This is a genomic window from Photobacterium lutimaris, from assembly GCF_003025555.1.
GTDB lineage: Bacteria > Pseudomonadota > Gammaproteobacteria > Enterobacterales > Vibrionaceae > Photobacterium > Photobacterium lutimaris.
The window spans coordinates 159,128-176,485 of record NZ_PYMH01000008.1; the positions used below are offsets into that span (position 1 = coordinate 159,128).

Genomic DNA, 17,358 nt, shown 5'->3' on the forward strand with positions numbered 1-17,358 from the left:
TCACCTTTTATGCTAAAGGGGTGAGTTGGCCGATGAGCCGGGTTCTGTCCCGCTTGCGCGGTGGTAACCATTCCTCTAGGCCTGCAATCACTCACAGGCTCAAGCAACCTACCCGTCCCCAACGCGGGCCACGCCATTAGGGACCTATTTGGTCTTGCTCCGGGTGGAGTTTACCGTGCCACGAACTATTACTAGCCGCGCGGTGCGCTCTTACCGCACCCTTTCACCCTTACCTGTGCACCACTCCGAAGAATGGGCCATCGGCGGTCTGCTCTCTGCTGCACTGGTCGTGGGCTCGCGCCCCCCAGACGTTATCTGGCACCCTGCCCTGTGGAGCCCGGACTTTCCTCCCCCCCGTCAGTCTCCCAAAGGACATCAACGAGGCAGCGGTTACCTTGGCCAACTCAGGCGGGCGATTGTATAGGACTTGGCTCACAGTTACCAGTGAAAAATCCTACAAAATCTAGATACGGTGAAAAATACACCAGAGCAGAAACCTCGGGGCTAGGAACGAAAACCGAGGGTCCAAAACATCGATGATTAATCGAGGTTTTCCAGTCCCCACTTGTACAGCGCATTCTTCTTCACGCCGTGAATTTCTGCCGTCAGTGCCGCGGCCTTTTTCAATGGCAGCTCTTTAACCAACAGGCCCAGTGTACGCAGTGCATCTGCCGGCAAATCTTCTTTCTCGGCACGGTGACCGGCAACCAGCAAAACCATCTCACCGCGTGTACGGTTGCTGTCTTCACCAAGCCAGTCAATCAGCTCGCCCAGCGGCGCGCCGTGGATTGTCTCGAAGGTTTTGGTCAACTCGCGCGCCAAGACCACCTGACGCTCAGGACCCAGCACCGCCAGCATATCGGCCAGAGAATCCGTGATGCGGTGCGGTGACTCATAGAAAATCATCGTGCGCTCGTCATCAGCCAGCTCCTGGAAGCGGTCACGACGCCCCTTGCTCTTCGGTGGCAAGAAGCCTTCGAAGCTGAAACGATCCGACGGCAAGCCTGCACCGCTAAGCGCGGTAATAACAGCACAAGGCCCCGGAAGCGGGACAACTTTTACACCCGCCTGACGACAACGATTGACAAGATGGTATCCTGGATCACTGATCAGCGGCGTACCGGCATCGGACACAAGTGCGATACTGGTACCGGCCTGAAGTTTTTCGATCAGATAATCAGCTTTTTGCTGCTCATTGTGATCGTGAAGCGCAAAGGTGCGGGTCGAGATCGAAAAATGGGTCAGCAGGCGCGATGTATGTCGCGTGTCCTCGGCGGCAATCAGATCGACATTTGCCAATACGTCCAATGCACGCTGCGTAATGTCCGCCAAATTACCGATTGGAGTAGGTACGATGTACAAAGTTGCGACATCTACCGTGCATGAATTGGTCTCACTCATTTGTCTAAGATCTCATCTGCAATTAATATAGAGAGTAATTTGTCACAGTTGAATGAATTCAATGCTCAATTTTACCCATAAGCGTAAAAGTGTATCACGACTGTTAGCCCCTGTAGCCCTTGCCGTGCTTCTGGCAAGCTGTAGTACCTCTAACCAGCCTGTCGTGGCCACCGATATTACCGCTGCCGCTACTGATAGCGCAGCCAATTATCTGATCAAAGCCGAATCAAGTGAAGGTGCCGAGAGCATCAACTGGAATATCCTGGCGCTCAAGGCGCTGATCAAGGAAGGTCAGTGGAGCCAAGCGGAGCAACTTGCTAACCGTCTGAGTCGGATGAACATGGATCCACTGCAGATGGCAGAATGGCAGCTGGCACGGGCGACCCTGCGCTACCAGCAAGGCCAGCCTAAAGCGGCACTTGATTCACTCAACTTCCAGCCGTGGTGGACTCTGGCCGATAGCCAGTACCTGCGCTACCACATGCTGCGTGCTGAGCTTTACCGTCAGACCAACCAACCGCTCAACGCAGCCCGCTCGCGTACCGCGCTGGATCAGTACCTGAACAATGACCAGAAAGCCGCAAACTGGCAGAACCTGTGGCAGGACTTGTCCAACTACAGCAATAACCAGCTCCAATCCGTTACCCTTGCCGGTGACGAAGAGGTGCTGCGTGGCTGGATCCAGCTGGCGGTGTTGAAAAACACCTACTCCCAGCGCCCGGTCAAACTCAAGGGCATGGTCGAAGACTGGCTGGCCAGCAACCCTTACCACCCGGCAAACCAATACCTGCCAGCGGATCTGGACAGTATTATGTCGCTGGACATAGCCCAGCTCGATAATGTTGCCCTGCTACTGCCGCTCACCGGTCGTTTCGAGCAATCGGGCAAAGCGGTCCGCGATGGCTTTATCAATGCCATGCTCGACGATACCGGCCGCGAGGCCCAAACCGAGCTGACCGTCTACGATACGGAAGCCGAAAGCATGGCGACGATTATGGCCAAACTCGAGCAAAGCGGCGTCGAGATGGTGATCGGTCCGCTGCGCAAAAACAAAATAACCGAATTCCAGCGAGCCAATAGCAGCAATATCGCCCTGCTAGCGCTCAATGAGCCGGATCCAAGCCAGCTGACCCAGGATAACGCCTGTTACTTCTCGCTCTCACCAGAGCAGGAAGCCGAGCAGGCCGCCCGCCACCTGTTTGCCAAGGGCCACCAATACCCGATGGTACTGGCACCGGGCAACAGCTTTGGTGGACGCGTCAGCAATGCCTTCATCGAGCAATGGCAGCAACTGACCGGCAATACACCGGCAACCCGCCAGTTCAGCTCACGCAAGCAGATCCAGCAGGAAATTGCCGCGGTATTCGGTTTGACCGATAGCCAGGCCCGCATCACGCAGATGCAGCAGGTGCTGGGAATGGAGCTCGAAGCCGAACCGCGCAGCCGCCGCGATACCGATTCGGTCTACCTGATCGCCAATGTCAACGAGCTGACACTGCTCAAGCCGTTTATCGAAGTGGCCATCAACCCGGATGCCTCGCAACCGAAACTGTATGCCAGCTCGCGCAGCTACCCGGATCGTGATGCCAACACGTCAGAGATCCGTGGTATCGAGTTTAGCGATATCCCGTTGCTTATCGATGCCAACCACAACTTCATGAACCGCTATGAAGACTTGTGGCCGGATAGCAAGAATACCGATATACGCCTTCATGCCTTCGGGATGGATGCCTATAAGATGGTGTCCGAGCTGCCACAGATGCGTGTGGTCGATAATTATACGACCCAGGGCAATACCGGCCAGCTCAGCCTTGATGACCAGTGTGTGATCCAGCGCCAGCTGAGCTGGGCTATCTATACCGGGAACGGTATTGAGCCCGCTCAATAGGCGCCAGCAAGGGCAAACCTACGAGGCCATGGCCGAGCAGTATCTCTGCCGCCATGGCCTGCAATCCCACGCCCGTAACTTCCAGTGCCGCAGCGGCGAAATAGACCTGATCATGCGCCATCAGCAGTGCTGGGTCTTTGTCGAAGTCAAATTCCGCAAAAACAACCGTTACGGTTCGGCCGCAGAAGCGGTAAACTGGCGCAAACAGCAACGCGTTAAGCGTGCAGCCTTGTTTTGGCTTAAGAAAAATGGCTTCGCCATTGAACACACAGAGTTTCGATTTGATGTGGTATCGCTCGAAGGCGCCCCTCCACAGATCGAATGGTTTACCAACACCCTAGTAGAAGGTTAATCCATGCTAGAGAGCATCAAAGAAAGTTTCACTGAAAGCATCCAAACCCAGATTGCCGCCGCCGAGGCCCTGCCAGACGCAATTTCCCAGGCAGCCCAGGTCATGGTGCAAAGCCTGCTCAACGGCAACAAAATCCTCTGCTGCGGTAATGGTGGTTCGGCTGCGCACTCGCAGCATTTTGCTTCCTGCCTGATCAACCGCTTCGAGACTGAGCGTCCAAGCCTGCCAGCCCTTTCCCTGACAGCGGATACCACCACCCTGACGGCAGTGGCGAACGATTATCACCACGATGAAATTTTCTCCAAGCAAGTTAGGGCTCTCGGCCAGGCCGGCGATATCCTGTTCGTGCTGTCGACCAGCGGCAACAGCAAGAATATTATCAAGGCCATGGAAGCGGCGCTGACCCGGGATATGACGATCATCGCCTTGACCGGCAAAGACGGCGGCGAAATGGCAGGTCTGCTAGGCATCCAAGATGTCGAGATCCGTATTCCGTCACAGCGCACAGCACGAATCCAGGAAGGACAACTGTTGGTGGTCCACTGCCTGTGTGATCTGATCGACAAGGTTTTGTTCCCTCATCACGAAGGATAAGTTCAACAAGGAAGGTAACCATGAACTGGCGCTCGCTATTTGTTCTCCTGCTGGCATTCGGCCTGCAGGCATGTGCGGCTCTCAATCCGGCCGATACCCGCTCGACCAAGCAGCAATGGTACGATCAAGAAATCGAAATGGAAGTCGGCGGCCTTGCCAATAAGCCGCCTTATCGGCAGCATGCCCGGGTCAATGCGATTGCCGTCGATGGCAAAGTATTGCTGGTCGGCCAGGCAACCGAGCAGAGTTACAGCCATCAGCTGGAACAGCAAGTAAGAGAGCTGAAAAATGTCAACACGGTTTACAACCAGCTCCAAATCCGCCCACTGCCCCAACTGGGTGAAGTGAGCAAAGACAGTTGGCTGACCACCAAGGTCAAGGCCCAGCTTATCGGCAGCAAGCAGTTACAAGATGCGACCATCAAAGTGGTCACCGAAGGCCAGGAAGTCTTTTTGCTCGGTTATGTCAATCGAGAGCAGGGCAATGTGGCCGCCGATATCGCGCGCAATGTGTCCGGCGTCAAGAAGGTGGTTAAGGTGTTTGAATACCCTGAGGACTAGGGTTAGCATCGGAAGAATGGACATAGAAAAGAAAAACGCAGCTTTCGCTGCGTTTTTTTATGCGTTTCATTCACCACGTACGACGTGATTACTTCACGACACGAAGGCTTGGACGGCCACGAGGGCGCGGCGGCTCATCATCAGGTTCAATATCCGAAACGGCTTCAGCCACAGGCTCAAGAGGTACTAGCACCTCTTGAGGCTGCTCATCAGCAATATCATCCACAGCTTCGATGTCCGCCATATCCGTCGCATAAGCAGGTTCTGGCTCAAACATAGTACCAGCACCGTTTTCGCGGGCGTAGATAGCCATCGCAGCATAAAGCGGGACAATCACCGTGTGTGGGCGGCCACTGAAGCGGGCGCTGAAGCTGATAGCCTCGTTACCCAGCTCCAAATTACCGACCGCACGCGGGGCAACGTTCAGGACAATCTGCCCGTCACTGACAAATTCCATCGGAACCTTGACACCCGGTAGCGTTGCATCAACCACCAAATGCGGGGTCAAATCGTTATCTACCAGCCAATCATAGAAAGCGCGCAGCAAATACGGTCGACGCGGTGTCATGTTGTCGATGTCCATCATTAGTTGCCAGCCAAACGCATTTCGCGCTCTGCTTCAGTCAACGAGGCCAAGAATGAATCACGCTCAAAAACGCGAGTCATGTAGTTTTTGACTTCTTTCGCACCAGCACCAGTCAGCTCGATACCCATTTCAGGCAAACGCCACAACAGCGGTGCCAGGTAACAGTCAACTAAGCTGAACTCTTCGCTCATGAAGTAAGGGAACTCAGCAAATACTGGGGCAAGAGCCATCAGCTCTTCACGCAGCTGCTTACGCGCTTTATCAGCCTCGTCAGCTGTGCCGTTATTCACTTTTTCAGCCAATGTGTACCAGTTACGTTCGATACGGTACATCATCAAACGGCTGTTACCACGAGCAACAGGGTAAACAGGCATCAATGGCGGATGAGGGAAACGCTCATCCAAGTACTCCATAATGATACTTGCTTGGTAAAGTGCAAGCTCACGGTCAACCAAGGTCGGCACAGAGTTGTACGGGTTTAGGTCAAGCAAATCTTCCGGCAGGTTGTTTGGGTCAACCAGCTCAATTTCAACGCTTACACCTTTTTCTGCTAGTACGATACGCACCTGATGGCTGTAGATGTCAGAAGCATCAGAATACAGAGTCATCACCGAGCGTTTATTGGCAGCAACAGCCATTAACCCCTCCAGTATACTTAAATACACAAAAAGCAACGGGGGCCGATGCCCCCATTGCGAGATTCTAACCCACTAGATTACCTGATCAGTGGACATCACGCCAATATTCTTTCTTCAACAGTAATGTTAGTACAAAGAATACCACGATAAAACCCATTACCCAGTAACCCAGACGTTGGCGTTCTAACTTCATTGGCTCTGCTGAATATTCAAGGAAATTGACCAGGTCTCGCACGGCCTCGTCATATTCTTCATCATTCAGTTCGCCCGTGCCGTCAGACTCTATACCGACATAGACCTGCACGTCTTCGCCGTCGATCAAGCGGGTTTCATAGACTTTGCTCGGCACCCCCTGCAGTTCTTCCAGCACATGGGGCATCCCTACGCTCGGGAAGACCACATTGTTGACCCCGAACGGACGGCTCGGATCGGCATAGAAAGCACGCAGGTAAGTATATAGCCAATCTGTACCGCGAACACGAGCCACCATGGTCAGGTCTGGTGCTGGCGCACCGAACGATGCCGCCGCGTATTCGGTCGGGATAGCATTGACCATCAGCTCACCAATTTTGGCTTCTGGATCAAAGATCATGTGCTCTATCATCAAGTCAGCCGGGATCCCGAGGTCAGTTGCCACCCGCTCATAGCGCTGATACTGGGTCGCATGGCAACCAAAGCAATAGTTCATGAAGGTCTGTGCACCGCGCTGCAGCGAAGCATTGTCGGTCAGATCATTGTTGGCTTTGTCCAACGGCACCGATGGCCCCGCAGCCATGACCAGAGACGGCAGCAGGGCAAATAGCATTACAATCAACGTCTTCATTTGAATGTTACCCTCTCTGGTAGCGGTTTGGTCGCTTCGTTCTTGCTGTAGAAAAACAGCAGGACGAAGAACATGAAATACGCAAAGCTGAAGATCTGCGCCAGAACGGTGTAGGTCGGCGTTGCCGGCAATGCACCCAGAATACCCAATGCAATGAAGCTAATAGTGAACTGGGCAATATTGGCCAGATGCAGCTTGCTACGGTAACGGTATGAACGCACCTTACAGCGATCCAACCACGGTAATAGGAACAGCACGACAATCGCGGCTCCCATCGCAATGACACCTAGCAGCTTGTCCGGTACCGCACGCAAGATGGCGTAGAACGGGGTAAAGTACCAAACCGGTGCGATATGCTCAGGCGTCTTCAGTGGGTTGGCCGCTTCAAAGTTAGGTGGCTCAAGGAAGTAGCCGCCCATCTCTGGATTGAAGAAGATCACATAGCTAAACAGGAAGGCAAACACCGCAATCCCCACCATATCTTTCACTGTCCCGTAGGGGTGGAAAGGGATGGAGTCGATAATGTCATACTTCTTGCTGTAGTAAGAGTGGAACGGGAACTGGGTTTTGTAACCCTCACCCTTGCTGCCTTTTGGCAGTTTAGTCTCGATACCGTCCGGGTTGTTCGAACCTACTTCATGCAGCGCCAGAATGTGTAGCACGACCAACAGCAGCAGCACGATTGGCAGCGCAATCACGTGCAGGGCGAAGAAGCGGTTCAGAGTCGCACCGGAGATCACGTAGTCACCACGGATCCACAAGGTAAGATCATCACCGATCACCGGAATGGCACCAAACAGGGAAATAATGACCTGGGCACCCCAGTAAGACATCTGGCCCCATGGCAATAGGTAGCCCATAAAGGCCTCTGCCATCAGCACCAGGAAGATCAGCATCCCGAACAGCCACAACAGCTCACGGGGTTTTTGGTATGAACCGTAAATCAGGCCCCGGAACATATGCAAGTAAACTACGACAAAGAATGCCGAAGCCCCTGTCGAGTGCATATAGCGAAGTAGCCAACCATATTCGACATCGCGCATGATGTATTCGATCGAGGCAAAAGCCCCGTCGCCAGAAGGCACGTAGTTCATCGTCAGCCAGATCCCGGTAATGATCTGGTTGACCAACACCAACATGGCCAGCGAACCGAACAGATACCAGAAGTTGAAGTTCTTCGGCATCGGGTACTCTGACAAATGCTTCTTGTAGGCATTCATCATTGGCAGGCGTTTTTCAAACCATCCAAGTAATGCGTCCATTAGGCATTCTCCTCGTCCTGACCAACCAAAATGGTATTATCATCCAGGAATGTATGCGGTGGCACCACCAGGTTCAATGGCGCTGGCACCCCAGCAAAGACCCGGCCCGCCATATCAAATTTCGACCCGTGGCACGGGCAGAAAAATCCAGACGAAATACCATTGACCTGCTCACTGAAGGTATTGGGTAAATAGGTAGGTGAACAGCCAAGGTGGGTACAAATACCTACGGCTAAAAAGATTTCAGGTTTAACTGAACGAAATTCATTCTGGGCATATCCGGGCTGCTGCGGTTCCGCCGAAGACGGATCACGAAGCTGGCCATCATGGCCACCCAATTCTTTCAAAACAGCATCGCTACGGCGGACCACCCAGACCGGTTTACCACGCCACTCGACGCGGACCATCTGGCCTTCTTCCAACTTGCTGATATCAACTTCTACTGGGGCACCCGCGGCTTTTGCTCTCGCGCTCGGGTTCCATGATTTGATAAAAGGCACGGCTACAGCGGCTGCACCCAAGCCTCCAACAACCGAAGTCGTCGCAGTCAGGAAGCGGCGTCGGCCGTTACTTACTGGCGCATTGCTCATCCAACATTCTCCCATGTGCTCCCGCTCTGGATTATTATTATTTCCTTATGCGTCCCTGGAGCTTACGGCTAACTTTCAACGGAAAGAAACAACAGCTCCCTTCCAATCAGGAAGGCCTAAATGGTGGTGTAAAGCTGTTGCTTATCACGCCAAATGATAAAGAAAACCCCACTTTTTGACAAGACAAAGCTACCTTTTCGCAACAAATGTGAGAGGTATGTTCTTTTTGTTACATTTAATGATGCAAGCGGCTGTTGTATCGCTGATTTAATCTGCACAAAGGTTCAAGGAAAGGTATGGATATACGGCTAGGCTCGGCGGGATTGTTGCTTAGATGTGATAGAGAGGCAGGTTATACAGGCAATAAAAAAGCCCAACCCGAAGGTTGAGCTTTTGCACACAGTTTCCAGAATAAATTCTGAAGCGTAAAATTAACGCTTAGAGAACTGTGGACGACGACGTGCTTTACGTAGACCAACTTTCTTACGCTCAACTTTACGTGCATCACGAGTTACATAACCCGCTGCGCGTAGTGCTGGACGTAGAGTTTCATCGTATTCCATAAGTGCACGAGTGATACCGTGACGGATAGCACCAGATTGACCAGTAATACCACCACCTTTAACAGTGATGTATAGGTCTAGTTTCTCAAGCATTTCAACTAGCTCTAGAGGCTGACGAACAACCATGCGAGCAGTTTCGCGACCGAAGTATTCTTCGATGCTACGCTTGTTAATTACGATGTTGCCAGTACCCGGTTTAATGAAAACGCGAGCAGCTGAGCTTTTGCGGCGACCAGTGCCGTAGTATTGATTCTCTGCCATTGTCATCTTCCCCAATTAGATGTCTAGAACTTTAGGCTGCTGTGCAGCATGATTGTGCTCAGTACCTGCGTAAACTTTCAGCTTACGGTACATAGCACGGCCTAGAGGACCTTTAGGAAGCATGCCTTTAACAGCAGTTTCAATAATCATCTCTGGTTTCTTGTCAAGAAGCTTGTCGAAGCTGATAGACTTCAGACCACCGATGTAACCAGTGTGGTGGTGGTACATCTTGTCAGTGCGCTTAGCACCTGTTACTGCAACTTTTTCAGCGTTGATAACTACGATGTAGTCACCAGTGTCAACGTGCGGAGTGTATTCCGGCTTATGCTTACCACGTAGACGAGATGCGATTTCAGTTGCTAGACGACCAAGAGTTTTACCTTCAGCGTCAACAACATACCAGTCACGTTTTACTGTTTCTGGTTTAGCAACGAAAGTTTTCATGCTAATTCTTACCCAAAATTAAATAGTTTCACTTTACAGGAGCAGTATGCTCCCTCTGTACAGAGCCCCAGTCATAACCCCTTCGAGTAGTTGGCACTCCCGGCTTTTGCCGTTACAGGTACGGTGGGTCGCAAGATTATAGGGAAGGGTGGGGAAAAAATCACCTTTTTTTGAAAAAAAAATGTGATTTTTTCACTTGACGCGGTTACGGCCCAAAACTGAAGGTTATCAACCTCTATTTAGGGCCTTTTTTACTATGATGACCAACCCGGCCTCCATGACATCATGGAATGTGCGCACTGGCCAAATAGTCGTGGCTCTGCATTTCGATTAGTCGTGAACAGCAACGCTTGAACTCAAAAGCCAACCTTTCGCCCCGATACAACTGCACCAAGTCCACTTCGGCAGAAATAATCAATTTGACGTTACGTTCGTAGAATTCATCAATAAGAGCAATAAAGCGCCGGGCAGTATCGCTATCATCCTCCTGCATCTGAGTCACCCCAGACATCAGCACGGTGTGGTAGACCTGCGACAGCTCCATGTAGTCGCTCTGGCTTCGGGCGGTTTGGCACAGGGTGGAAAAATCAAAATGGATCACCCCCTTCCCCTCATGGCGGATCGGCAGAGCCCGGTTATTCACCTCAATCGTTCCCCCCGTGCGGTGCTCGCCAGCCGCCAACTGCTCGAAATAATGCTGCATGTTGTGTTCAGCCTGCGCATCGAGTGGGAAATGGTATATTTCGGCCTGCTCCAGCGTGCGTAACCGGTAATCAATACCGGAATCCACATTCACCACTTCGCAATGGCTATTGATAAGTTCGATAGCAGGCAGGAAACGGGCCCGCTGCAAGCCATTGCGGTAAAGTTCATCGGGCGGAATATTTGACGTTGCCACCAGCGTGATGCCCCGGCGGAACAGTGCCTCGAACAAGGTACCGAGGATCATCGCATCGGTAATATCCGAGACAAAGAACTCATCAAAGCAAATAATGTCCGTTTCTGCACAAAATCGCTCGGCGACCACTTCAAGCGGATCCACCTGCTGCTCCAGCTGTTTCATTTCATGATGCACCCGGTGCATAAAGCGGTGGAAATGGACCCGTATTTTACGCTCTGTTGGTAGGCACTCAAAAAATGTATCAACCAGATAGGTCTTGCCGCGCCCGACTCCCCCCCAGAAATAGAGCCCTTTCACCGGTGCTGTGGATTTCGCGGGTCGGCGCATCAGACGATCAACCCAGCTTCTGTCCGCTATTGGCCTTGGCTCCAGAAGCCGGTGATAGAGGTCATCAAGGTGACGAACGGCCATGGCCTGGGCCGGGTCGGCAACGAAATCGCTGCATTCAAGATCATGTTGGTATTGTTGTTGTGGGGTCATCCTTGTCACGCCCAAGCCGTCATTCTCCATATGCGAGATAGTACCATGCTGCTTCATGTACATGTATAGTATCTAGACAAGTTGATGAGTAGGTGAAGTTGGCGAGCTATTCAGCGCCAATTAAATCTTGATGTTATACAACAGGGATGATGATCAACGTCCACCGTTCCGTCCCAGCAGGTCCGCCTGCCTCTCGGTGCCGTTATCCCCCTGTCCCTATAAAAGAGCAAAAGGAGTTTTTCATGGCTTGGATTTATGCGCTGCTGATTTTCATTGCCGGTGCCATTGTCGGTGCCTTTGCCATGCGGCTGAGCAATAAAGGCTTGAAACAGCAAAAAGAACTGAAAAAAGAGCTGGATAAATCAAAATACGAACTCGAGCAATTCCGTCAGGAGCTGGTTGACCATTTCGCCCAGAGCTCAGAGCTACTGGACAACATCGCTAAAGACTACAGCAAGCTCTACGAGCACATGGCGAAAACATCGACCGAGCTGATGCCGAACCTACCGGAGCAAGACAACCCATTTGCCCGCCGCATCAGCACGCTGGAAGCAGTGAAGGACGCCAAGCAAACTCAGGACAAACAACCTCGCGATTATGCCAACGGTGCAACCGGCCTGCTTAAAGACCAAAAGCCAGAATCGGTTGCCGACGAACCTAAGCCTGAAACGGAAGAGTCCAAAGCGAGCTAAGAAAATTCTTAGGAACTAAACACCCGTTTTCAAGTCTGAGATAAAGCAGGTATATCAACACACTAGGAAGTGTGCCTGCGCTTGGACTTGAAAACCGGAGTTTAGTCATAATGAAAAAATCATTACTTGTTTTAAGCGCCCTGACTATTGGCATCAGCTCAGTTATTACCCCAGTGACGGCAACCGCCGCCCTTCCCCAGTCAGTTAACAACCAGCAGGTGCCCAGCCTAGCCCCGATGCTAGAGCAAGTCACCCCAGCAGTCGTCAGCATTGCCGTTGAAGGTAAACAAGTATCCAAACAGCGCTTACCCGAAACGTTCCGCTTCTTTTTCGGCCCTGACTTTCCTGAAGAACAAATCCGCGAACGTCCTTTCCGCGGGCTGGGCTCGGGAGTGATTGTCGACGCCGACAAGGGCTATATTGTCACTAACCACCATGTGATCGGTGGGGCAGACAAAATCATGGTCCAACTGCATGATGGCCGTGAAGTCACCGCCGAGCTGATCGGCAGCGACGAAATGTCGGATATCGCCCTGCTCAAGCTGAAAGACGCCAGCGATCTGACCCAAATCAAGCTTGCCGACTCCGACAAGCTGCGCGTCGGTGACTTTGCCGTCGCCATCGGTAACCCGTTCGGCCTCGGCCAAACCGTCACCTCAGGGATCATCTCAGCCCTTGGCCGCAGCGGCCTGAATATTGAAAACTTCGAAAACTTCATCCAGACCGATGCCGCCATCAACAGCGGTAACTCCGGTGGTGCCCTAGTGAACCTCAACGGCGAGCTGGTCGGTATCAATACCGCTATTCTCGGCCCCAATGGTGGCAACGTCGGTATTGGCTTTGCTATCCCGGTTAACATGGTGAAAAACCTGACTGAGCAGATCCTCGAGTTTGGCGAGGTCAAACGCGGTATCCTCGGCGTACAGGGCGGGGAGCTGACCTCCGAGTTGGCCGAAGCCTTTGGCTATGAGACTAACCACGGTGCCTTCATCAACCAGGTGATGCCAGACTCTGCCGCCGAGAAAGCCGGTTTGAAGGCCGGAGATATTATCGTGTCGGTCAATGGTAAGCAGATCCGTACCTTTGGTGAGCTCCGCGCGAAAATCGCCACCCTGGGCGCAGGCAAAAACGTGACCCTCGGTATTATCCGTGACGGCAAAAAGCTCGATGTCACCGCCAAGCTGCATGAAGCCTCGGTCAACAAAGTCAAAGCGGACAGCTTGCATCAAGGCCTGGCCGGCGCGGAATTTGCCAATACCACGTCAAGTGACGGTGCAAAAGGGGTCAAGGTCACCAGCCTGCAGGAGAACTCCGAAGCAGCCCGTTTCGGCCTGCGTGAAGGGGACATCATTCTTGGCGTCAACCGACAGGCTATCCGTAATTTAGGGGAGCTGAGAAAAGCCCTTGATAAAAAGCCAAGCGTGCTGGCTCTTGAAGTGAAACGGGATAACAGCATCCTTTATCTGATCATCCGCTAAATCTGCTCCAACGGCAGCCGGCCAGCCCGGCTGCCGTGCTTCCCTCCCCCCCGTAAATCCTGCTTAGCCAAGGCTGAGCTTTTGGTAAATTATTCAATAAAATACACAGCCAATATTTGGTATCTTGTCTAAGGTAATGGTACCCTCTTCGGCTATTATCAGTAGTTTATTCATTCAAGGGAGCGAACATGCTGGCTTTTTTGGCTCGATCCATTTTGCTTGGTGTCGTCACGGCCATCGCCCTGCTACTGATCTTCCCTGATCTGCGCACCCAGATGTTCAATACGCCCCAGGTATTGGCCCCGATTGAAGTCAACCAGACCCAAGTTTCCTTTAACTATGCCGTCCGCCGCGCCTCCCCGGCTGTCGTCAATATCTACAACCGCCGCTACAATGCCGAGGACCGCTTGCAGCTCAGCACCCAAGGTCTGGGTTCCGGCGTGATCATGAGCGACAAAGGCTACATCGTTACCAATTACCATGTCGTGGCAGAAGCCGATCAGGTGATTGTTGCGCTGCAAGACGGTCGGATCTTTACCGCCCAGCTGATTGGTAAAGATCAGCGCACCGACCTAGCGGTATTGAAAATCCAAGCCGAGAACCTCCCGGTGATCCCGACCAGCTCAGACTACCATCCAGCAGTTGGCGATGTCGTACTGGCCATCGGCAACCCTTATAACCTTGGCCAGACCACCACCTACGGGATCATCTCCGCAACCGGCCGTTCAGGCATGAGCTTCTATGGCCGGCAGGACTTCCTGCAAACCGATGCCGCGATCAACGAGGGGAACTCCGGAGGAGCCCTCGTCAATACCCGCGGCGAGCTGGTCGGGATCAATACCGCTTCGTTCCAGCAGACAACGGATATTGAAACGTACGGGATTTCTTTTGCTATCCCCTATGAGCTCACGCAGAAGATCATGAACAAACTGATTGCCGACGGGCGCGTGATCCGTGGCTATATCGGCTTGGAAGCCCGAGACATCAACCCGGTCATGGCAAGGCTTTACGATGCCGAGCAAATCAGCGGGATCATTGTGATGGGAATGGATCCCAACGGCCCGGCAGCTAAAGCTGGCTTCAAGGTACAGGACATCCTAATAGAGATTGACGGCAAGCGAGTCACTGACCGCCGCAACGTGCTAGATATCGTGACCGAGCTTCGTCCGGGGACCGATGTCGATATGAAAGTACTGCGCAATGGTGAGCCAACCAACCTAAAAGTCAAAATTGGTGATGACCCAAACGGCTATTGAGGCAAGGTTATTGAACCTCAGCACTGGATGCTAGCGACAAAAAAACCAGCCGAATGGCTGGTTTTTTGTCGCATTCAAACGGTAATGTATATTACTCGCTGAAACGCTCGATGTTCATACCTAGGGCGCTGAACTTGGCTTCGATATGCTCGTAGCCACGGTCGATATGGTAGATACGATCTACAATCGTCTCGCCTTTCGCGATACTACCGGCAATCACTAGGCTGGCAGAAGCACGCAAGTCCGTTGCCATTACCTGAGCACCGCTCAGACCATCGGTATCACCGCAGATCACCGTGTTGCCTTCAATTTCGGCATGAGCTCCCATACGGATCAGCTCAGGGATATGCATGAAACGGTTCTCGAAAATCGTCTCGGTGATGATCCCTGTCCCTTTCGCTATCAAGTTCAGCAACGAGAACTGCGCCTGCATGTCTGTTGGGAAACCTGGATGCGGAGCCGTACGGATGTTAACGGCTTTTAGCTCACGGTCAGTCATGTCCAAACTGATCCAGTCATCACCAGTTTCAACTTTGGCACCGGCTTCTTCAAGCTTAGCCAACGCCGCTTCCATCAGTGATGGACGGGCATTGCGACACATGATCTTACCGCCAGAGACAGCAGCAGCCACCAAGAATGTACCGGTTTCGATACGGTCAGCGACCACTTCGTGGTAACCGCCACCCAAACGCTCAACACCTTCGATAGTGATAGTATCGGTCCCGGCACCAGTAATCTTCGCACCCAGCGTATTAAGGAAGTCAGCCGTATCGACAATTTCCGGCTCACGGGCTGCATTTTCGATAACGGTTGTACCTTCAGCCAGTGTCGCCGCAGACATGATAGTCACGGTCGCACCCACGCTGACTTTATCCATCACAATGTGGGCACCTTTCAGGCGGCCATCAACGGAGGCTTTCACATAACCTTCTTCCAACGTGATTTGTGCACCCAGCTGCTCAAGACCGTGGATATGCAGATCCACAGGACGAGCACCGATCGCACAGCCACCCGGCAGGGATACCTGCCCTTGACCAAAGCGTGCCACTAGCGGGCCCAACGCCCAAATAGATGCACGCATGGTTTTCACCAAGTCATACGGCGCACAAAACTCATTAACCGGGCCGGCATCCACATGGACTGAACCATTACGGGAGACTTTAGCGCCCAAGCGGCTCAGCAGCTCCATGGTGGTGTCGATATCACGTAGCTTTGGTACATTCGCTACTTCTACTGGCTCTTCGGCCAATAGGGCTGCGAACAAAATAGGCAATGCTGCATTCTTAGCACCAGAAATGGAGACTTCGCCACTCAATGGGCCACCGCCCTGGATTCGAAACTTCTGCATCATTAACCTCTTAAGACAGGGACATCAATTTTTTGTCACGAGCCCATTCTTCAGGCGTGTACGTTTTGATGCTTAACGCATGAATTTCATTCGCTGCGATCTGTCCCATCAGCGGGCTGTAGATAGCCTGCTGTTTTTTAACACGATTCATACCTTCAAACATGGCGCCAACAGCAATCACTTCGTAGTGGCTGCCGTCGCTCTTGACGATCACTTCGTCAAGCTCCAGAGCATTTTCTAGAATATTCTTAATTTCAGAGATTTCCACAAGCTATCCTCTTTCGCTGCTCATTCAATGCAAGCAGCTAACATTGACTCAACGTGACTCAGACGAAGCAGCGTGACAAGCTGCTCTGGCACATTTAATATTTTCAGCTCAGACCCATTTTGGCTCAGCTGTTGGTATACGTGTAGCAACATCACCATGCCGGCAGAATCTATCCGACCGACCGCAGCCAGGTCCAGCTGCACAGTGCTATCCTGCGGCATCCATTCATGGCGTTGCTGCCAAAAAGCTGGAACTGTGTCACGTTCCAATGCCCCTGACAAGCAGTAAAGACCATTTTCCTGAGCTTGCCACCCAATCTTTTGCTTAGTCATTGTTTTCTGACTCACGGCGGATTGGCTTGGCTGACAAGCGCTTCAGATCTTGGGTCACAGCATCAACACCTTGGCTACGCAGTTGCCCATTCCACTCGCTCTGTTTGGTCGAGATCATACTGACCCCTTCTGCCACCATGTCAAAGCCCTGCCACTCGCCGGTTTTCTTGTTCTTACGCAATTTGAAATCCAGGCGGATTGGCGGACGTTTGGTATCAACGATATCCACTCGGACAGACACAACAGTGCGGTTGGCCGGGATCGGCTTTGGCGACTCGATTTCAATGTCCTGATCCGTGTACTGGGTCAGCACTTGGGCATAGGAGGCTACCAGGTAGTCAGTGAACGCGGCCACAAAATCATTACGTTGCTGCGCCGTGGTTTTTTGCAACTGGGGACCCAAGACCTTGTAAGCGGCATAGCGAGTGTTGATATAAGGCAGCAATTCTTGCTTTACGACAGTACGCAAACGCTCGGGGTTCTGCTGGATTAAACTCTGCTCCGACTTCAAGCGGGCAAACGTCGTCCTCGATACCTGATCCATCATGGTGTAAGGGTTGGTCTTGTCGACCACAGCGGCCTGCGAAACCAGCGGCAGGCAGACAAACATCATAAGTACATAACGAAACCATTTCATAGGT

Annotated in this window: 20 protein-coding genes and 1 other RNA gene; 7 read left to right on the plus strand and 14 right to left on the minus strand. The window is 52.4% G+C overall.

The window, feature by feature from the left end:
• Window positions 1–17: 17 nt before the first annotated feature.
• Together rnpB and rsmI are read right to left on the minus strand one after the other, a co-directional pair.
• An RNA gene (gene rnpB / locus C9I99_RS16925) (RNase P RNA component class A) lies at window positions 18–407 on the minus strand.
• A gap of 133 nt (window positions 408–540) precedes the next feature.
• Window positions 541–1,401, minus strand: a complete 861-nt coding sequence (gene rsmI, locus C9I99_RS16930; RefSeq protein WP_107350035.1) for a 16S rRNA (cytidine(1402)-2'-O)-methyltransferase — start codon at window positions 1,399–1,401, stop codon at window positions 541–543.
• 61 nt (window positions 1,402–1,462) lie between these two features.
• Here rsmI and C9I99_RS16935 point away from each other — a divergent pair, with 61 nt between their 5' ends.
• The 4 genes from C9I99_RS16935 to C9I99_RS16950 are packed head-to-tail and all read left to right on the plus strand — an operon-like array spanning window position 1,463 to window position 4,795.
• Window positions 1,463–3,289: a penicillin-binding protein activator gene (locus tag C9I99_RS16935; RefSeq protein WP_107350036.1), complete on the plus strand. Its 1,827-nt coding sequence runs from the start codon at window positions 1,463–1,465 to the stop codon at window positions 3,287–3,289.
• Window positions 3,273–3,641, plus strand: coding sequence for a YraN family protein (locus C9I99_RS16940; RefSeq protein WP_107350037.1), 369 nt, complete (start codon window positions 3,273–3,275; stop codon window positions 3,639–3,641). The genes C9I99_RS16935 and C9I99_RS16940 overlap by 17 nt, the downstream gene beginning before the upstream one ends.
• Window positions 3,642–3,644: 3 nt before the next feature.
• Window positions 3,645–4,235, plus strand: a complete 591-nt coding sequence (locus C9I99_RS16945) for a phosphoheptose isomerase (protein ID WP_107350038.1) — start codon at window positions 3,645–3,647, stop codon at window positions 4,233–4,235.
• Window positions 4,236–4,255: 20 nt separating this feature from the next.
• On the plus strand, window positions 4,256–4,795 hold the full coding sequence (locus C9I99_RS16950; RefSeq protein ID WP_107350039.1) for a BON domain-containing protein: 540 nt from the start codon (window positions 4,256–4,258) through the stop codon (window positions 4,793–4,795).
• An 88-nt stretch (window positions 4,796–4,883) separates the two neighbouring features.
• Here C9I99_RS16950 and sspB read toward each other — a convergent pair whose 3' ends face one another.
• The 8 genes from sspB to zapE all read right to left on the minus strand — a co-directional run bounded on the left by sspB (window position 4,884) and on the right by zapE (window position 11,343).
• A complete protein-coding gene (gene sspB / locus C9I99_RS16955; protein ID WP_107350040.1) occupies window positions 4,884–5,378 on the minus strand; it encodes a ClpXP protease specificity-enhancing factor in 495 nt (164 codons plus the stop codon).
• Window positions 5,379–5,380: 2 nt separating this feature from the next.
• The gene (gene sspA / locus C9I99_RS16960; protein WP_107350041.1) at window positions 5,381–6,019 is read right to left on the minus strand and encodes a stringent starvation protein SspA; all 639 of its coding nucleotides are present in this window, start codon (window positions 6,017–6,019) and stop codon (window positions 5,381–5,383) included.
• An 85-nt stretch (window positions 6,020–6,104) separates the two neighbouring features.
• Complete coding sequence (locus C9I99_RS16965) at window positions 6,105–6,842, minus strand: cytochrome c1 (protein WP_107350042.1); 738 nt, start codon at window positions 6,840–6,842, stop codon at window positions 6,105–6,107.
• Complete coding sequence (locus tag C9I99_RS16970; RefSeq protein ID WP_107350043.1) at window positions 6,839–8,104, minus strand: cytochrome b; 1,266 nt, start codon at window positions 8,102–8,104, stop codon at window positions 6,839–6,841. The genes C9I99_RS16965 and C9I99_RS16970 overlap by 4 nt, the downstream gene beginning before the upstream one ends.
• Window positions 8,104–8,694: a ubiquinol-cytochrome c reductase iron-sulfur subunit gene (petA, locus tag C9I99_RS16975; RefSeq protein ID WP_107350044.1), complete on the minus strand. Its 591-nt coding sequence runs from the start codon at window positions 8,692–8,694 to the stop codon at window positions 8,104–8,106. Before petA ends, C9I99_RS16970 begins: the two co-directional genes overlap by 1 nt.
• Before the next feature lie 431 nt (window positions 8,695–9,125).
• Window positions 9,126–9,518: a 30S ribosomal protein S9 gene (gene rpsI, locus C9I99_RS16980; RefSeq protein ID WP_107350045.1), complete on the minus strand. Its 393-nt coding sequence runs from the start codon at window positions 9,516–9,518 to the stop codon at window positions 9,126–9,128.
• Window positions 9,519–9,533: 15 nt separating this feature from the next.
• Window positions 9,534–9,962, minus strand: coding sequence for a 50S ribosomal protein L13 (gene rplM / locus C9I99_RS16985; protein WP_107300019.1), 429 nt, complete (start codon window positions 9,960–9,962; stop codon window positions 9,534–9,536).
• A gap of 283 nt (window positions 9,963–10,245) precedes the next feature.
• The gene (gene zapE, locus C9I99_RS16990; RefSeq protein WP_107350113.1) at window positions 10,246–11,343 is read right to left on the minus strand and encodes a cell division protein ZapE; all 1,098 of its coding nucleotides are present in this window, start codon (window positions 11,341–11,343) and stop codon (window positions 10,246–10,248) included.
• 242 nt (window positions 11,344–11,585) lie between these two features.
• Here zapE and zapG point away from each other — a divergent pair, with 242 nt between their 5' ends.
• The 3 genes from zapG (at window position 11,586) to degS (ending at window position 14,769) form a co-directional block, all read left to right on the plus strand.
• Window positions 11,586–12,035 (plus strand): Z-ring associated protein ZapG, encoded by a 450-nt coding sequence (zapG, locus tag C9I99_RS16995; RefSeq protein ID WP_107350046.1) that lies wholly within the window; start codon window positions 11,586–11,588, stop codon window positions 12,033–12,035.
• 110 nt (window positions 12,036–12,145) lie between these two features.
• Entirely contained in the window at window positions 12,146–13,513 is a 1,368-nt protein-coding gene (locus C9I99_RS17000) for a Do family serine endopeptidase (RefSeq protein WP_166645473.1), read from the plus strand.
• 188 nt (window positions 13,514–13,701) lie between these two features.
• A complete protein-coding gene (degS, locus tag C9I99_RS17005; protein WP_107350047.1) occupies window positions 13,702–14,769 on the plus strand; it encodes an outer membrane-stress sensor serine endopeptidase DegS in 1,068 nt (355 codons plus the stop codon).
• 91 nt (window positions 14,770–14,860) lie between these two features.
• On the opposite strand, the gene murA is transcribed toward degS, so the two are convergent.
• From murA to mlaC, 4 genes are read right to left on the minus strand one after another with little or no spacing between them, the layout of a single operon-like run.
• A complete protein-coding gene (gene murA, locus C9I99_RS17010) occupies window positions 14,861–16,117 on the minus strand; it encodes a UDP-N-acetylglucosamine 1-carboxyvinyltransferase (protein ID WP_107350048.1) in 1,257 nt (418 codons plus the stop codon).
• A 10-nt stretch (window positions 16,118–16,127) separates the two neighbouring features.
• The gene (ibaG, locus tag C9I99_RS17015) at window positions 16,128–16,385 is read right to left on the minus strand and encodes a BolA family iron metabolism protein IbaG (protein ID WP_107350049.1); all 258 of its coding nucleotides are present in this window, start codon (window positions 16,383–16,385) and stop codon (window positions 16,128–16,130) included.
• A gap of 20 nt (window positions 16,386–16,405) precedes the next feature.
• Window positions 16,406–16,717 (minus strand): STAS domain-containing protein, encoded by a 312-nt coding sequence (locus tag C9I99_RS17020; RefSeq protein WP_107350050.1) that lies wholly within the window; start codon window positions 16,715–16,717, stop codon window positions 16,406–16,408.
• Window positions 16,710–17,354 carry a phospholipid-binding protein MlaC gene (gene mlaC / locus C9I99_RS17025; protein WP_107350051.1) on the minus strand — a complete coding sequence of 215 codons (645 nt, stop codon included), beginning with the start codon at window positions 17,352–17,354 and terminating at the stop codon, window positions 16,710–16,712. The genes C9I99_RS17020 and mlaC overlap by 8 nt, the downstream gene beginning before the upstream one ends.
• Window positions 17,355–17,358: the final 4 nt, after the last annotated feature.

Bases quoted from the DNA above. Each gene is read 5' to 3' on its own strand.
- rsmI (WP_107350035.1), bottom strand. From the start codon at position 1,401: ATGAGTGAGACCAATTCATGCACGGTAGATGTCGCAACTTTGTACATC.
- C9I99_RS16935 (WP_107350036.1), top strand. From the start codon at position 1,463: ATGCTCAATTTTACCCATAAGCGTAAAAGTGTATCACGACTGTTAGCC.
- C9I99_RS16945 (WP_107350038.1), top strand. From the start codon at position 3,645: ATGCTAGAGAGCATCAAAGAAAGTTTCACTGAAAGCATCCAAACCCAG.
- C9I99_RS16950 (WP_107350039.1), top strand. From the start codon at position 4,256: ATGAACTGGCGCTCGCTATTTGTTCTCCTGCTGGCATTCGGCCTGCAG.
- sspB (WP_107350040.1), bottom strand. From the start codon at position 5,378: ATGGACATCGACAACATGACACCGCGTCGACCGTATTTGCTGCGCGCT.
- sspA (WP_107350041.1), bottom strand. From the start codon at position 6,019: ATGGCTGTTGCTGCCAATAAACGCTCGGTGATGACTCTGTATTCTGAT.
- C9I99_RS16965 (WP_107350042.1), bottom strand. From the start codon at position 6,842: ATGAAGACGTTGATTGTAATGCTATTTGCCCTGCTGCCGTCTCTGGTC.
- C9I99_RS16970 (WP_107350043.1), bottom strand. From the start codon at position 8,104: ATGGACGCATTACTTGGATGGTTTGAAAAACGCCTGCCAATGATGAAT.
- petA (WP_107350044.1), bottom strand. From the start codon at position 8,694: ATGAGCAATGCGCCAGTAAGTAACGGCCGACGCCGCTTCCTGACTGCG.
- rpsI (WP_107350045.1), bottom strand. From the start codon at position 9,518: ATGGCAGAGAATCAATACTACGGCACTGGTCGCCGCAAAAGCTCAGCT.
- rplM (WP_107300019.1), bottom strand. From the start codon at position 9,962: ATGAAAACTTTCGTTGCTAAACCAGAAACAGTAAAACGTGACTGGTAT.
- zapE (WP_107350113.1), bottom strand. From the start codon at position 11,343: ATGACCCCACAACAACAATACCAACATGATCTTGAATGCAGCGATTTC.
- zapG (WP_107350046.1), top strand. From the start codon at position 11,586: ATGGCTTGGATTTATGCGCTGCTGATTTTCATTGCCGGTGCCATTGTC.
- C9I99_RS17000 (WP_166645473.1), top strand. From the start codon at position 12,146: ATGAAAAAATCATTACTTGTTTTAAGCGCCCTGACTATTGGCATCAGC.
- degS (WP_107350047.1), top strand. From the start codon at position 13,702: ATGCTGGCTTTTTTGGCTCGATCCATTTTGCTTGGTGTCGTCACGGCC.
- murA (WP_107350048.1), bottom strand. From the start codon at position 16,117: ATGCAGAAGTTTCGAATCCAGGGCGGTGGCCCATTGAGTGGCGAAGTC.
- C9I99_RS17020 (WP_107350050.1), bottom strand. From the start codon at position 16,717: ATGACTAAGCAAAAGATTGGGTGGCAAGCTCAGGAAAATGGTCTTTAC.
- mlaC (WP_107350051.1), bottom strand. From the start codon at position 17,354: ATGAAATGGTTTCGTTATGTACTTATGATGTTTGTCTGCCTGCCGCTG.